This window comes from Gillisia mitskevichiae, from assembly GCF_003634585.1.
In the GTDB taxonomy this organism is placed as follows: Bacteria; Bacteroidota; Bacteroidia; order Flavobacteriales; family Flavobacteriaceae; genus Gillisia; species Gillisia mitskevichiae.
This window is the reverse complement of sequence record NZ_RBLG01000004.1, coordinates 131,349-146,205: the sequence shown is the minus strand read 5'-3', so window position 1 is coordinate 146,205 and position 14,857 is coordinate 131,349. Positions and strand designations below refer to the sequence as shown.

The window sequence follows — 14,857 nt, the reverse complement described above, 5'->3', positions numbered from 1 at the left end:
CTTATTTTTTAGTGCAAACAACCTGATTCCCAAATTGTAGATCCACCATTTTGTAAGTATTTATTAAATCGTCTTTAAGTGCTTTTTTATAAAAAGCTTTAAAATTGTTGAATTTCTCATCTATTCGGCTCACTTTTCCGAAGAAAATATTGAAATCTGTTTTTCTTAATTCTAATTGATAATATCCACCACTCACTCGTGTGATAGACGTAATATGTTCAGTCAAAAATTGGTCATTGTTAATATAATCTACTAACGGAAAGACTTCTTTGATGTCCTTTTCCTGCATATTAACAAGAACTGGAACTCTAGCAGAATAATTTTTAGAAAGCGGCATCTTCTTGCCTAACCTATCTAAATAAAATGCATTATTCCCCAAAACCCTACCAATAGGGCGGCGCTGACTGATTTTGGTTTTTAAAATTCCATCTAGCGTAAGAAACACTTCTGCATTTTCAATCATCTCATGTTTATTCAACAGCGTCTCTACTCTATTCAAATCTAAAGTTTCTTTACCTATACTTGAGACCTCTATGTCATTTTGTATTAACAATTTATTAACCGATTCTTCGGACACATAAAGGTTTTCAAATTGCGTAAATTGAACTTCAATTTTCTCAACTTTTCTTGTGTTATTTCGCTTTTCAGCAAAGCCATAAAAAAAGATGATCAAAGCAAATAATAAAAAGCCTTTTATGTAATTAAAGTTAATTTTCATCCTTAAAATATTTTTCAACTTTAATGATCTCTTCTCCAATATCTCCTGCTCCCATCATAACAATAATAGGACTTTCCGATACATTTAACTCATTTATGATCTCTGATTTTTCTATTAATTTTTTATTCAGATTATTTATTTTATTCAATAACCAATTAGAAGTAATTCCTTCTATTGGAAGTTCCCTCGCAGGATAAATATCCAATAATCTCACCTCATCGAATTTACTTAGGCTTTCCGCAAAATCATCTGCAAAATCTTTAGTTCTGCTAAATAAGTGCGGCTGAAAAATCGCAATCACCTTTTTATTGGGATGCATTTCTCTAACAGCTTGGTAAACAGCGGCAATTTCTGCCGGATGATGAGCATAATCGTCTATTAAAATGCGATCTTCGGTTTTCAATCTATAGGTAAATCTGCGATTTACACCCTTAAAACTATATAATGCTCTGGCGAGTTCATTGGTTGGGGATCCGTAATGAATGGCAATCGCCAGAGCAGTAATAGCATTTAATAAATTGTGTTTGCCCGGGAGGCTAAACTTTAAACCTTCTATAATTTGTGTTGGGGTGATCAGATCGAAATGATAAATTCCGTTCTTTATTGTAACATTTTGAGCAGAATAATCTGCGTTATCTTCAATTCCAATAGTTCCACCTTCAAGTGGTAGTCCATTCTTCACAAAAAGGGTACCGTTCTCGGGTATTAAAGCTGCGAAATCCTTAAAAGATTTAATTAATTCCTCTGGAGCTCCATAAATGTCTAAGTGATCGGCATCCATAGAAGTGATAGCGGCAATATTTGGCGATAAATTTAAAAATGACCTGTCAAATTCATCTGCCTCTACAACCATAACATCATTCCCATTAAGAATAAGATTGCTCTGTATATCCTCACTTATTCCACCAAGAAATGCTGTCACTTTTGCTCCAGTCTCTTTTAATAAATGACCTAAAATTGCAGTGGTGGTAGTTTTACCATGGGTTCCTGCCACACCCAAGGTAAATACTCCTTGCGTGATCATTCCTAAAACTACCGCTCGCTTTTTAAGCTGAAATTCCTTTTGAATAAAATAATTGTATTGTTTACTATCCTTCGGAATAGCTGGGGTGTAAACAATTAAAGTATTTTCCGTATTCCTGAAGCTATCTGGAATTAACTCAATTTCATCTTTATAAAAAACCTGAATCCCTTCTTCCTCTAGAGTTCTTGTAAGAACAGTAGAAGTTTTATCGTAACCAGCAACTTGCTTTCCTAGATAATTGAAATATCGCGCTAACGCGCTCATTCCTATTCCGCCAATGCCGATAAAATAAAGATTTTCTATGTTTTTAAATTGATCCATTAATTTAATTCCTGCTTCTTTATAATTTTTTCCATGGTATCTACAATTGCAGCTGTTGCTCCAGGTAGGGCCAATTTTTTAATATTTTCTGAAAGGTTCTTCTGAACTTTTTCAGATTCTAATACCAGCATAATAATTTCAGAGAAATCCTTAGCCAGATCTTTTTCATCTAATACATAAGCTGCATCTTCATTTGCAATAGTTAAAGCATTCTTCGCCTGATGATTTTCAGCAACATTAGGAGATGGAATGAATATCACAGGCTTCCCAACGATACATAGTTCTGAAACACTTATTGCTCCTGCCCGAGATACGATTACATCTGCTGCAGCGTAAGCAAGATCCATTCTGCTTAAAAAAGCATGGGTTTGCACATATTTGCTATCGTATTTTTTATATTCCTCATAATACAAAGAACCCGTTTGCCAAATTAGTTGGATCTCATTCTTTTCAAAAACATCTACAAAAGCTTCCATTAACTGATTTATTCTTCTTGCTCCCAAACTCCCACCTAAAACCAATAATGTTTTTGGCTCTTTTTTCAGCTTAAAGAATAACTGTGCTTCTTCTCTCTTATTTGCAATATTCAGAATATCCTGTCTTACTGGATTCCCAGTCTTAATTGTTTTTTCTAATGGAAAGTAACTCTCCAAATGATCATAAGCTGTACAAATAGCATCAGCATTTTTACCTAGCAATCTATTAGTAATTCCAGGGTAAGAATTCTGCTCTTGGATTAGAGATGGAATATTCATAGAATTTGCCATCTTCAGTAAAGGTCCGCTTGCAAATCCACCAGTTCCAACAACCACATCTGGCTTAAATTTTTTAAGGATCTTTCTAGATTCCCAAAGACTACTAATTAATTTAAAAGGAAAGCTTAAGTTTCTTGCGGTTAAACTTCTGTCTACCCCAGAGATCCAAAGTCCTTCTATTTTATATCCCGCTTGTGGCACCTTTGTCATTTCCATTCTATCCTTCGCACCTACAAAAAGAATTTCCGCAGATGGATAGCGTCTCATAATTTCATCGGCAATAGAGATCGCAGGATAAATATGTCCTCCTGTACCTCCACCAGATATTATAACTTTTAATTGCTCCTTCATATCGCTTCGCTTAAAATGTCCAAAGGATTCTCTTCTTCTCTTTCTCTATCAGATTCTTCAGATAATTTTATTTCTTCTTCTCTTTTCGCACTCACACTAAGCACTATTCCCAAAGCAAGGCAAGTCATCCAAATAGATGTTCCCCCGCTACTTACCAAGGGTAAAGTTTGTCCTGTTACCGGGAATAATTCCACAGCGACAGCCATATTCACTAGGGCTTGGAATACGATAGGTAATCCAACGCCAATGGCTAAAAGCTTACCAAATACGGTATTTGCTTTCGTTGCCACAATAACTATTCTAAATAGCAACATTAAATACGCCAGCATCACCCCAAAGCCACCAATTAATCCCATTTCTTCAACAATGATCGCATAAATAAAATCTGATGATGACTGCGGTAAAAAATTCCTTTGTATACTTTTTCCAATTCCTTCCCCAGTAATTCCTCCTGTGGCAATCGCTGTCTTTGCTCTCTCTATTTGGTAATCTGCCTCTGTATCTTCATCATTTGCAAAATTCTCTATTCTACTCGCCCAAGTATCTACCCTATTTGGTAATAATCCTGGAAATGCTTTTGCTGTTAAAATGAACATTGTAAGCAACAGTAAACCTGCACCAACAATAATCCCTAAATATTTAACTGGATATCCACCAAGAAAAACAAGCATGATCACCATTGTAAAAATGATAGCTGTTGTAGAGAAGTTAGCAGGTAAAATTAGCACTAACACTACAAAAACTGGCATCCACAACGGGAGAATGGTCTCTTTAAATGTCACTACTTTTTCAGTAATTCTGGAAAGATATCTTGCCACATAAATCATAAGAACCACCGCAGCTAGTGTAGAGGACTGAAAAGTTACTCCCACCACCGGTATCTGTATCCACCTACTTGCATAAGCACCATCTATAGTTGTTCCTTGAAAAATAGTGTAAACCAGCAATACCACTACCACCGGTAACATTAATATAGAAAGCCCTTTAAAATAATGATAAGGAATTTTATGAAATGCGAACAACACACAAAACCCTAGAACAAGATGAAAAAAATGAACTACCAAGTAGCTACTTGTGCTACCGTCTCCATATAAATAGGCCAGATTACTACTCGCGCTATACACCGGCAAGAACGAGAATATCGCCAGCAACGCGGTGGTAGCCCAAATAACTTTATCACCTTTTATATTTGAAAATAAGTTGTTCATTAAATTCTAACTCTTATTGTCTATTATAAATTTCTTACAGATTCTTTAAACTGTCTCCCTCTATCTTCATAGTTCTCGAAAAGATCGAAACTTGCACATGCAGGAGAAAGCAATACCGTATTTCCTCTTTCAGCAATTTTATATGCCATTCCAACAGCTTCCTTCATAGAATGCGTTTCCACAATTGTATCTACACAATTCCCAAAAGCCTCGAAAATCTTAGAGTTATCCACTCCTAAACAAATAATTGCCTTTACCTTTTCATTTACCAAAGGCAATAATTCTGAATAGACATTTCCTTTATCTACACCTCCAACGATCCAAACCGTTTCACTTTCCATACTTTCTAAAGCATAGTAAGTAGCATTTGTATTAGTTGCCTTAGAATCGTTCACATACATAACGTTATTGATCTTAAGTACTTTTTCTAATCTATGCTCTACCCCTTGAAAATTCTCCATACTTGCACGAATGGTCTCTTTTCTAATTCTTAATAATTGAGAAACCGTGGAGGCAGCCATGGCATTCTTAGTATTGTGTTTACCTTCTAGTGCTAATGCGTTATTTGGCATAATAAATTGGGTGTTGTTGAGGTTTATTTTAATGTTGTTATCTTCTAAATAGGCTCCCATTTCTAATTTCTTCTGAAGTGAAAAAGGAATCATTTGAGCTTTTACTGAATTGGCTTCAAGCCATTTTGAAATTATTTCATCGTCGGCATCATAAATAAAGAAATCGTCTTCAGTCTGATTTTCAGTGATTCTGAATTTCGATGCCACATATTCATTTAAATTATAATTATAACGATCTAAATGATCTGGAGTGATATTGGTAATTACAGCGATATCGGGTCTAAAATTCACTATTCCGTCTAACTGAAAACTGCTAAGTTCCAATACGAAATAATCAACCGGTGCTCCTGCTACCTGTTTTGCAAAACTATCTCCCACATTTCCCGCCATAGAAACATTCAATCCGGCATTTTTAAGAATATGATATATCCATTTTGTGGTAGTGGTTTTCCCATTACTTCCAGTTATCCCAATAATTTTTGCTGAAGTATACTCGGCAGCAAATTCAATTTCAGAAATAACGGGAATACCTTGCTCTTTTATTTTTATAACTAAAGGCGCATTATCTGGTATTCCAGGACTTTTCATGACCACTGAAGCATCCATGATCTTAGATTCGGTATGTCCCGACTCTTCCCATGAAACTTCTAGTTTTTCTAATTCAGCTTTATATTTATCTTTTATCTTTCCAAAATCTGAAACAAAAACATCATAGCCCTGCTTAAGCGCAAGAATCGCAGTACCAACACCACTTTCTCCACCTCCAAGAATTGCTATTTTTTTGTTTTTGCTCATGTTATCTAACTTTCAAAGTAATTATGGTTACGATCGCAAGGAAAATCCCAACGATCCAAAACCGAACTACGATCTTGCTTTCATGTAAACCTTTTTTCTGATAATGATGATGCAATGGAGACATCAAAAATATTCTTCTTCCTTCTCCATATTTCCTTTTAGTGATCTTAAACCAGCCCACCTGTAAAACAACGGATAAGTTTTCTAAAAGAAAGATTCCGCATAAAATCGGGATCAATAATTCCTTTCTTGTTGCTATAGCGATCACCGCGATAATTCCTCCTATTGTCAAACTCCCAGTATCTCCCATAAATACTTGAGCTGGATAAGTGTTGTACCATAAAAAACCCACTAGGGATCCCGCAAAAGCGGTTATAAAAATGGTCATTTCCCCAGATCGCGGGATATACATGATATTGAGATAGTCTGAAAATATGATGTTACCAGATACCCATGCAAAAATTCCCAGAGTAAGTACAATAATCGCGGAAGAACCCGCTGCAAGACCATCTATACCATCGGTTAAATTTGCTCCGTTAGAAACTGCCGTAACAATAAATATTACGATTGGTATAAAGATCAACCAAGCATAGTTCACCAAAGAGGGATTAATCCAGCTTATTAAGCTTGCATAATCAAATTCATTATTCTTTACAAACGGGATGGTTGTGGTGGTAGATTTCTCTTCTACCCCAGAGCTAATTTCCTGGTCGTTAGATGCAACTTGTTCTACATTAAAGGCAGGGACATTAACATCTTCTTTTATGGTAATTGCTGGGTGCAAATACATCGTTCCACCTACAATTAGTCCAAGTCCAACTTGACCCATAACTTTAAAAACACCTTTTAAACCTTCTTTGTCTTTTTTAAAGGTTTTAATATAATCGTCTATAAATCCTATAGTACCCATCCAAAGGGTGGTCACGATAAGTAAAATCACATAGATGTTATCTAATTTGGCAAATAACAAAACCGGGATAAGAGTAGAAATAATGATTATTAAACCACCCATTGTTGGGGTTCCGGCTTTTTCACTCTGCCCTTGTAACCCAAGATCTCTAACACTTTCTCCTACTTGCTTCTTTAAAAGATAGTTGATGATCTTTTTTCCATAAATGGTAGATATTGCCAATGACAAAATAATAGCCATTGCAGAGCGGAATGAAATAAATTCAAACAGTCCTGCACCAGGAATCTGGTAATGCTTATCTAAAAAATCAAACAAATAGTATAACATATCTTTTCTTCTAATCTCCTTCTATAGCTAGGAATTTCTATTTTCCTAGTTGGCTTAAATATTCATTTACAATTTTATAATCATCAAAATCAGATCGTACGCCATTCACTTCCTGATAGGTTTCATGTCCTTTTCCAGCAATAAGAATAATGTCATTAGGATTGGCCAGTTGACAAGCTGTTTTAATCGCCTGATTTCTGTTTACAACCGTCATCGTCTTCTTAAAATCTAGCGCATCTACACCTGCTTCAACATCTTTCAATATTTCTTCAGGATCTTCGGTTCGTGGATTATCACTGGTAAAGATCACTTTGGAGCTTAGGGCTGCAGCAATATTTCCCATTTTTGGTCTCTTAGTTTTGTCACGATCTCCGCCACAGCCTACAACCGTAATCAATTCTTCGTTCTTGGTGCGAATAGCATTAATGGTTTCTAAAACATTTTGTAATGCATCTGGAGTATGCGCGTAATCCACAATCGCCGTGATCTTTTTATCGGAAACTACATATTGAAATCTTCCACTTACAGAGTTCAATTCACTTATAAGTCTTAGGTTTTCCTGCTTTTCTAACCCTAATAAACTTCCTGCTCCAAAAATTGCAAGAATATTATAGGCATTGAAATTCCCAATTAACTTAGTCCAAACTTCATCGCCATTTATCTTCAGCAACAAACCACTAAATTGATTTTCTAAAATTTTAGCATTAAAATCTGCAAAAGTTTTTAGTGCATAGGTGTGTTTTTCAGCTTTAGTATTCTGAAGCATCACTGCTCCATTTTTATCATCTGCATTTACCAAAGCAAAAGCAGATGCAGGTAACTGATCAAAAAATAGCTTTTTTACATCGCGGTACTCTGCGAACGTTTTATGATAATCTAAATGCTCGTGTGATAAGTTTGTGAAAATTCCGCCGGCAAATTTAAGACCGGTGGTTCTATCTTGCGCAATCCCATGAGAGCTCACTTCCATAAAGCAAAATTCTACACCCTCCTCATTCATCATTTTCAAATAAGAATTGATGGTTAATGAGTCTGGAGTTGTATGAGATGCCGCATAGGTTTTTTCCCCAACCATGATATTTACAGTAGAAAGTAAACCGACCTTAAAACCAGCTTTAGTAAACAAATGATATAATAAAGTGGCAACAGTTGTTTTCCCGTTAGTACCTGTAACTCCTACTAATTTTAAATTCTCCGATGGTGAATCGTAATAATTGGCTGCCATAATAGCTAATGCCTTTTGAGAATTCGCAACTTGTATATAAGTAACACCATTCACAATTTGCTCTGGCATTTCTTGGCATATTACTGCTAATGCTCCTTGGTTAACCGCAGTAGTTATAAATTTATGACCATCTGAAAGTGTTCCTTTTATCGCAACAAATACATCATTCAATTCGACTTTTCTAGAATCGAAATGAATGGAATTTACTGTTACCCCGGTATTGCCAATTACGGCTTCCATAGGAACTTTATATAATATGTCTTTTAATATCTTCAACTTAAACTAAGTGCTACTTGTTGATTATTCTTTATTTTTTGTCCTGCAGGAATAGATTGATTTCTCACCTTTCCCTTTCCATCTATTCTAACAGATAAACCCAAGTTCTCTAATAATGATAGAGCATCCATAGCTGGCATTCCAACAACATTAGGCATCAACTTTTTTGAGCTTTGCGCTGCGGAATAATATTTTTCAAAATCTTTAGAGATCTTATCATTTTCAATATCTAAAGATTCCAATTCATCTTCTATTGGAGTATCTGTATATATTTTTTGAGCAATTCTTTTAAATACAGGTCCACTAACATCTGCACCATAATAGCCAACCTTATTGTTTGGTTTATGAATAATTACAATACTTGTATATTTTGGATTATCTGCAGGAAAATATCCAACAAAAGAAGAGATATATCGAGGATTAGAATTCCAACCTTTCATCCAGTATTCGGTTTGTGCCGTTCCTGTTTTTCCAGCCATAGAGAAATTTGGAGAGTATAAACTTTTAGCCGTTCCTCGAACCACTACATTCTCCATCATTGCTTTTACTTTATCTACAGTTTCTTGAGAACAAATTGAGGGATCTAGGACCGTTAATTCATTTTTCTCAATAACCTTATCCCATTCTCTTACTTCTTTTATAAAACGAGGCTTTACAAGAACTCCATTATTAGCGATCGCATTATAAAAGGCTAGAGTTTGCAAAGGTGTTATTTGAATACTTCCATATCCATATGCCATCCAAGCCAAAGAAAGTCCAGACCATTTTTTATCTCCTGGTTTTGGAATATACGGCTCACCTTCACCCTTAATAGAGATCCCTAATTTTTCGTTTAAATGCATTCTATTTAAACCATCAATAAATTTCTGAGGCTGATCTTTATAGTTATCGTAGATCAATTTTACAACACCCACATTCGAAGAAACTTCGAAGGCTTTAGCAGCAGATATTTTACCATATCCACCACGATGAGAGTCCCTTACTTTATAACCACGCACATTCATAATTCCATTTTCGGTATCTACAACAGTGCTGGTATCTATCACTTTATCTTCTAAAGCTACTACCAAAGCCATTAATTTAAATGTAGAACCCGGCTCATGTGTTTCTCCCACCGCATAGTTCAACTTTTCAAAATAGGTTCCTTCAGAAGTTCTTCCCAAATTAGATATCGCTTTGATCTCTCCTGTTTTAGTTTCCATAACCACCACAGTTCCATGATCTGCTTCGTATTTCTCTAACTGAGCCAATAACGCATGATGAGCGATATCCTGAATATTTACATCTATTGTAGAAATTACATCATATCCATCCTTAGGCTCCACCTCATTGTTATCACTTATAGGTTTCCATTGCCCCTTCGCGATCTTTTGTTTTAATCTATGCCCATCTGTTCCTTCTAAAAAGGGTCCAAAAGCTCCTTCCAAACCTACCCTAGTATAATATCCTTGTTTATCTTTTCGCTCGTAGCCCACAGTTCTTGCAGCCATTTCCCCAAGAGGATGCTCGCGCACTGTTCTTTGCTCTACGATCATTCCGCCTTTGTAAGTACCAAGATTAAAAAGAGGGAAATTCTTCACTTTGATATAATCTGAATAACCTAAATTTCTTGCTATCAAAAAATATCTATGCTTATTTACTCTGGCAGTTCTTAAAGTTAAAGACCAATAAGCAACACTTTTACCAAACATTTTATGGAGCTCTTTAGAAAGAGGCACTATGTTTTCTTCGAAATTCTTGTCTGATACAGTTACTGCATCAAACCGGATATCGTAGTTAGGAATGGACGTAGCCAATAAATTCCCATTAGAATCGTATAGATTTCCACGATTGGCAGGAATTGTAAAATTCTTTAAAGTTCTCTCCTCAGATAACTGCTTATATTTATCTCCTTCTACAAACTGTATATTAAGCAACTGCACAGCTACCGCCACCGCAAAGATGAACATACATCCGGCTACAAAGTACAATCGGTTTAATATGTGCTTTTCGTTAGTTGCCAAAGGTTTACTTAATCTGTTATATTAATTTTAATTTTAAATGGCGGCGTTTCCGAAGGCTTTACTCCTCTAGCAGCCATTTTATTGGTAATGGTAGATTCCATTTTAAGTTTCATCAAAGCAGAGCGCATATCTACAAATTCGCTACGCAATTCACGCACCTCAGTATTTAACTTAGCTATATTATGAACCTTACGCTCGGCACTATGCGAGCAAGCAATCATGATTATTGCAAGACTTGTACAAAACACAATAAATCGCCAGTTCTTAACAGCATCATTGTTTATTAAAAAATCAGCTTTCAATATGTTATACATCCCCTTTTTCATCCTGTCTTGCTACTGATTATTTTTGATATCACTCAGCCTTATAACTTTACTGCTATTCTTAATTTTGCGCTTCTAGCTCTGTTATTTTTATAGATCTCATCTGCAGAAGGAACTATTAATCCTTTAACTTTTTTAAATGGTACAGATATATTTCCATAAAAATCTTTCTCCGGTTCCCCTTCAAAAAGGCCACTTCTTATATATCTTTTTACCAACCTATCTTCTAAAGAGTGATAAGAAATAAGACTTATTCTCCCACCTTTATCCAACAACTCCTCAGTTTGCAATAGAAACTCCTTTAGAACCTCTATTTCCTGATTAACTTCTATTCGGATTGCCTGATAGATCTGTGCTAATATTTTATGTTCCTTTTCCTTAAAAAGGAAAGGCTTTAAAACCTCCTTTAATTGATCACTACTTTCAATTGGAGCAACTTCCCTAGCTTTTATTATTTCCGCAGCAATTTTGGAAGCGTTTCTAAGATCGGCATATTCAAAAAACATTTTTTTAAGCTGCTCATGGTCATACTCATTGATCACCTCAAAAGCGCTTAAACTGCTTTTCTGGCTCATTCGCATATCCAACTTCGCCTCAAATCTTGTTGAAAAACCACGCTCTGCAACATTGAATTGATGTGAAGAAACACCGAAATCGCCAAGAATTCCATCTACTTTCTTAATTCCGTGGAATCTCAAAAAGCGTTTTATGTATCTAAAATTCTCATTTATCAAAGTAAATCGGGGATCATCTATAGCATTATTTAAAGCATCTTCATCTTGATCAAATGCAAATAATTTCCCTTTTTCACCAAGCCTACTCAATATCTCACGGGAATGACCACCACCGCCAAATGTCACATCTACATATACTCCGTCTGGTTTAATATTTAAACCATCCACAGATTCTTTTAATAAGACAGGATTATGATATTCCATTAAAATCGTCGTTACCCATAACTTCTTCAGCTAGATCTGCAAAATCATCGGCAGAAGCATCTATGGTATTTTCATATTTATCTTTATCCCAGATCTCGATAATGTTAATAGCAGAAGAAAGAACGATCTCTTTGTCCATTTTAGCAAAGCCAAAAAGATCTTTAGGAATCAATAAACGTCCATTTGCATCTACTTCTACCGTTTTAACACCAGCTGTAAACCTTCGTATAAAGTCATTATTTTTCTTCTTAAATCTATTTAAGGCATTGATCTTTTGCATCATTTCATTCCATTCCTGCATTGGATATAACTCCAAACAAGGCTGAAAAACAGACCTTTTCAAAACAAAACCCTCCTGCAAAACCGGCGTCAGCTGCTTTTTTAAAGCTGCTGGAACCATAAGACGCCCTTTAGCATCTACTTTACATTCGTATGTTCCAATTAGATTTACCACTCAATAACTTTATAGAGTCAAATATATTGAAATTATTACCACATTTTACCACTTTTTACCACTTTGTTGATAAGTTTCTCTGTCTATTGTGCTGAAACACTTCTAAATAGAGCTACTTCATTATGTTTCAGACTCTTGGTTTTTTATCGATATTTTAAGTGAATTTTAATAGCAATTATTTGTGTTTTTAATCAGAAAAAGCATTGCCCAATAAAGTTATGTATTAAGTAAAAATGATTATACTTGTACTGAAATCGCTATATTTGCGATTGCTAATTGCAAATGGCATTCATGGAACACGATTTACAGCAAGAAGGAAAATTTACTTACCTAGAAAAAGGGGAAGGAACACCAATAGTAATTTTACACGGACTCATGGGTGGCCTTAGTAATTTTGACGGCGTTGTGAATTATTTCCCTGAGAAAGGTTATAAGGTTCTAATTCCAGAATTACCACTTTATAATATGTCCTTGCTTAAAACAAGCGTTGGAACATTCGCTAAATATCTTAAAGACTTTATTGAGTCTAAGGGTTTTTCTGAAGTGATTCTTCTTGGTAACTCATTGGGCGGTCATATTGCTTTACTATGTACTAAAATGTATCCAGAATTAGTGAAAGGTCTGGTTATTACAGGAAGTTCTGGTCTTTACGAGAATGCTATGGGCGAAAGCTATCCAAGACGTGGAGATTACGAGTTCATAAAGAAAAAAGCACAAAATGTTTTTTACGATCCAGCTGTTGCCACTAAGGAAATTGTAGATGAAGTTTATTACACCATTGGCGACAGAAATAAGCTTGTAAAAACATTGGCTATCGCTAAAAGCGCGATTCGTCATAATATGGCTAAAGATCTTCCAAAAATGGAAACTCCCACTTGTATTATATGGGGTAGAAATGATAATGTAACTCCTCCGGATGTTGCAGAAGACTTTAACAAATTGCTACCAGATTCAGATCTTTATTGGATAGACGAATGTGGGCATGCAGCAATGATGGAACATCCAGATACCTTTAACGAGCTATTGTTTGAATGGCTTCAAAAAAGATCTTTCTAAGAAAGAAATAATGATAATAAAATCTTCTGAATTTGTAGTAAGTAACAGTGATGTTGCAAAATGTCCAAACAGTAAATTGCCGGAATATGCATTTATTGGAAGGAGTAATGTAGGAAAATCCTCCCTTATCAACATGCTTACTGCCAGAAAAAGTCTTGCTAAAACGTCTGGAAGACCAGGGAAAACTCAACTCATCAATCATTTCTTAATCAATAAAGATTGGCATTTAGTAGATCTTCCAGGTTATGGATATGCAAGAGTTTCCAAATCTATTAAAAAGACCTTCCAAAAATTTATTACTCAATATTTTGAACAACGAGAACAAATGCTTTGCGCTTTTGTTCTTATTGATAGCAGGCACAATCCTCAACCTATAGATCTAGAGTTCATGCAATGGCTAGGAGAACACGGTATTCCGTTTTGCATCATCTTCACAAAGGCAGATAAGCTTAAGCCAAATGCATTAACAAGAAATGTAGAAGAATACAAAGAAAAGATGCTGGAGATCTGGGAAGAAATGCCAGTTCATTTTATCACTAGCTCTACCAATGATCTTGGACGAGATGAAGTTCTTAAGTATATTGAGGACTTAAATAATCAGTTTATATCTAATTAAACAGCTTCGAGATTAATCTTCTCAAGAATCAATATATACTTTTTTCATACAGAAAGATTGATCAGCACTTCACCCTAAACTTGTATCAGGGTCTCTACACAACTTAGCGAAATGCTGAAACAAGTTCGGCAGGACGAAAACTTGAATATTGCTAGTTAGAAATGATTCTTGTTACCGAAGGAAGCAATCTGTAGAAAATTTTTCGGAGATTTTAGAGAACAAAAAAACTGCTGAAAATTTTCATTTTCAACAGTTTCTAAAAATATTAAACACTAACTATATAATTATAGTGCAGCTACGTGCTTAGCCAATTTAGACTTCAAGTTAGAAGCTTTATTGTCGTGTATTATGTTGTTCTTCGCTAATTTATCAATCATTGAAGCTACAGAAGGATATAATGTTTCAGCATCCTTTTTGTCTGCTTCACGCAACTTTTTGATAGCGTTTCTGGTAGTTTTATGTTGGTAGCGATTTCTAAGACGTTTGGTCTCATTGCTACGAATTCTTTTTAACGCTGACTTATGATTTGCCATTACTAATGTATTTGATTATTTTTAAAGTAGTCCGTAGGGGAATCGAACCCCTGTTACATGGATGAAAACCATGCGTCCTAACCCCTAGACGAACGGACCATTATTGTTTCAAAAAACACCTGCTTTCCAACAGATCAACTTATATTTCTATAAGTTTTGCAATCCTAAAATTGCTTTGTAGTCCGTAGGGGAATCGAACCCCTGTTACATGGATGAAAACCATGCGTCCTAACCCCTAGACGAACGGACCAGTTTTTGCTTTAATGCGGATGCAAAAATACAACTATTTTTTAATGACGCAAATGTTGATCTATATTTTTCTGAAAAAAATATTAGCTTTCTATTTACTCCACAATTTCAAACTCTCAATATTTCAACAACACGTCTAATTCCTAGTGATTTAGCCTTTCCTAATCTAAAATCAAGCTTTTTAGACTTCATCTTTTATTCTA

General features: G+C 35.3%; 14 protein-coding genes and 2 tRNA genes. 2 read left to right on the top strand and 14 right to left on the bottom strand.

Annotated features, from left to right (window positions below):
* Window position 1: 1 nt before the first annotated feature.
* Genes BC962_RS13310 through mraZ form a run of 11 tightly spaced genes read right to left on the bottom strand, consistent with a single transcriptional unit; the run spans window position 2 to window position 12,200 of the window.
* Window positions 2-718, bottom strand: coding sequence for a cell division protein FtsQ/DivIB (locus tag BC962_RS13310; RefSeq protein ID WP_121346514.1), 717 nt, complete (start codon window positions 716-718; stop codon window positions 2-4).
* Window positions 708-2,063, bottom strand: a complete 1,356-nt coding sequence (gene murC / locus BC962_RS13305; RefSeq protein ID WP_121346513.1) for a UDP-N-acetylmuramate--L-alanine ligase — start codon at window positions 2,061-2,063, stop codon at window positions 708-710. Before murC ends, BC962_RS13310 begins: the two co-directional genes overlap by 11 nt.
* Window positions 2,063-3,169: an undecaprenyldiphospho-muramoylpentapeptide beta-N-acetylglucosaminyltransferase gene (murG, locus tag BC962_RS13300; RefSeq protein ID WP_121346512.1), complete on the bottom strand. Its 1,107-nt coding sequence runs from the start codon at window positions 3,167-3,169 to the stop codon at window positions 2,063-2,065. The genes murC and murG overlap by 1 nt, the downstream gene beginning before the upstream one ends.
* Window positions 3,166-4,377 carry an FtsW/RodA/SpoVE family cell cycle protein gene (locus BC962_RS13295; protein WP_121346511.1) on the bottom strand — a complete coding sequence of 404 codons (1,212 nt, stop codon included), beginning with the start codon at window positions 4,375-4,377 and terminating at the stop codon, window positions 3,166-3,168. The genes murG and BC962_RS13295 overlap by 4 nt, the downstream gene beginning before the upstream one ends.
* Before the next feature lie 23 nt (window positions 4,378-4,400).
* Entirely contained in the window at window positions 4,401-5,744 is a 1,344-nt protein-coding gene (murD, locus tag BC962_RS13290; RefSeq protein WP_121346510.1) for a UDP-N-acetylmuramoyl-L-alanine--D-glutamate ligase, read from the bottom strand.
* A gap of 1 nt (window position 5,745) precedes the next feature.
* Entirely contained in the window at window positions 5,746-6,981 is a 1,236-nt protein-coding gene (mraY, locus tag BC962_RS13285) for a phospho-N-acetylmuramoyl-pentapeptide-transferase (protein ID WP_121346509.1), read from the bottom strand.
* A gap of 37 nt (window positions 6,982-7,018) precedes the next feature.
* On the bottom strand, window positions 7,019-8,482 hold the full coding sequence (locus tag BC962_RS13280) for a UDP-N-acetylmuramoyl-L-alanyl-D-glutamate--2,6-diaminopimelate ligase (protein ID WP_121346508.1): 1,464 nt from the start codon (window positions 8,480-8,482) through the stop codon (window positions 7,019-7,021).
* Window positions 8,479-10,485: a penicillin-binding protein gene (locus BC962_RS13275; RefSeq protein WP_121346507.1), complete on the bottom strand. Its 2,007-nt coding sequence runs from the start codon at window positions 10,483-10,485 to the stop codon at window positions 8,479-8,481. Before BC962_RS13275 ends, BC962_RS13280 begins: the two co-directional genes overlap by 4 nt.
* Before the next feature lie 8 nt (window positions 10,486-10,493).
* On the bottom strand, window positions 10,494-10,811 hold the full coding sequence (locus BC962_RS13270; protein WP_121346506.1) for an FtsL-like putative cell division protein: 318 nt from the start codon (window positions 10,809-10,811) through the stop codon (window positions 10,494-10,496).
* Between the two features lie 38 nt (window positions 10,812-10,849).
* Window positions 10,850-11,746, bottom strand: coding sequence for a 16S rRNA (cytosine(1402)-N(4))-methyltransferase RsmH (gene rsmH / locus BC962_RS13265; protein WP_121346505.1), 897 nt, complete (start codon window positions 11,744-11,746; stop codon window positions 10,850-10,852).
* Window positions 11,733-12,200 carry a division/cell wall cluster transcriptional repressor MraZ gene (mraZ, locus tag BC962_RS13260; protein WP_121346504.1) on the bottom strand — a complete coding sequence of 156 codons (468 nt, stop codon included), beginning with the start codon at window positions 12,198-12,200 and terminating at the stop codon, window positions 11,733-11,735. The genes rsmH and mraZ overlap by 14 nt, the downstream gene beginning before the upstream one ends.
* Window positions 12,201-12,491: 291 nt before the next feature.
* On the opposite strand from mraZ, the gene BC962_RS13255 reads away from it, so the two are divergent.
* Entirely contained in the window at window positions 12,492-13,256 is a 765-nt protein-coding gene (locus BC962_RS13255) for an alpha/beta fold hydrolase (protein WP_121346652.1), read from the top strand.
* Window positions 13,257-13,266: 10 nt separating this feature from the next.
* Window positions 13,267-13,872, top strand: coding sequence for a ribosome biogenesis GTP-binding protein YihA/YsxC (gene yihA / locus BC962_RS13250; protein ID WP_121346651.1), 606 nt, complete (start codon window positions 13,267-13,269; stop codon window positions 13,870-13,872).
* A gap of 284 nt (window positions 13,873-14,156) precedes the next feature.
* On the opposite strand, the gene rpsT is transcribed toward yihA, so the two are convergent.
* From rpsT to BC962_RS13235, 3 genes are all read right to left on the bottom strand, one after another.
* Window positions 14,157-14,405, bottom strand: coding sequence for a 30S ribosomal protein S20 (gene rpsT, locus BC962_RS13245; protein WP_034924290.1), 249 nt, complete (start codon window positions 14,403-14,405; stop codon window positions 14,157-14,159).
* A gap of 27 nt (window positions 14,406-14,432) precedes the next feature.
* Window positions 14,433-14,504: transfer RNA gene (locus BC962_RS13240), tRNA-Glu, on the bottom strand.
* A gap of 79 nt (window positions 14,505-14,583) precedes the next feature.
* Window positions 14,584-14,655, bottom strand: a tRNA-Glu gene (locus BC962_RS13235).
* Window positions 14,656-14,857: the final 202 nt, after the last annotated feature.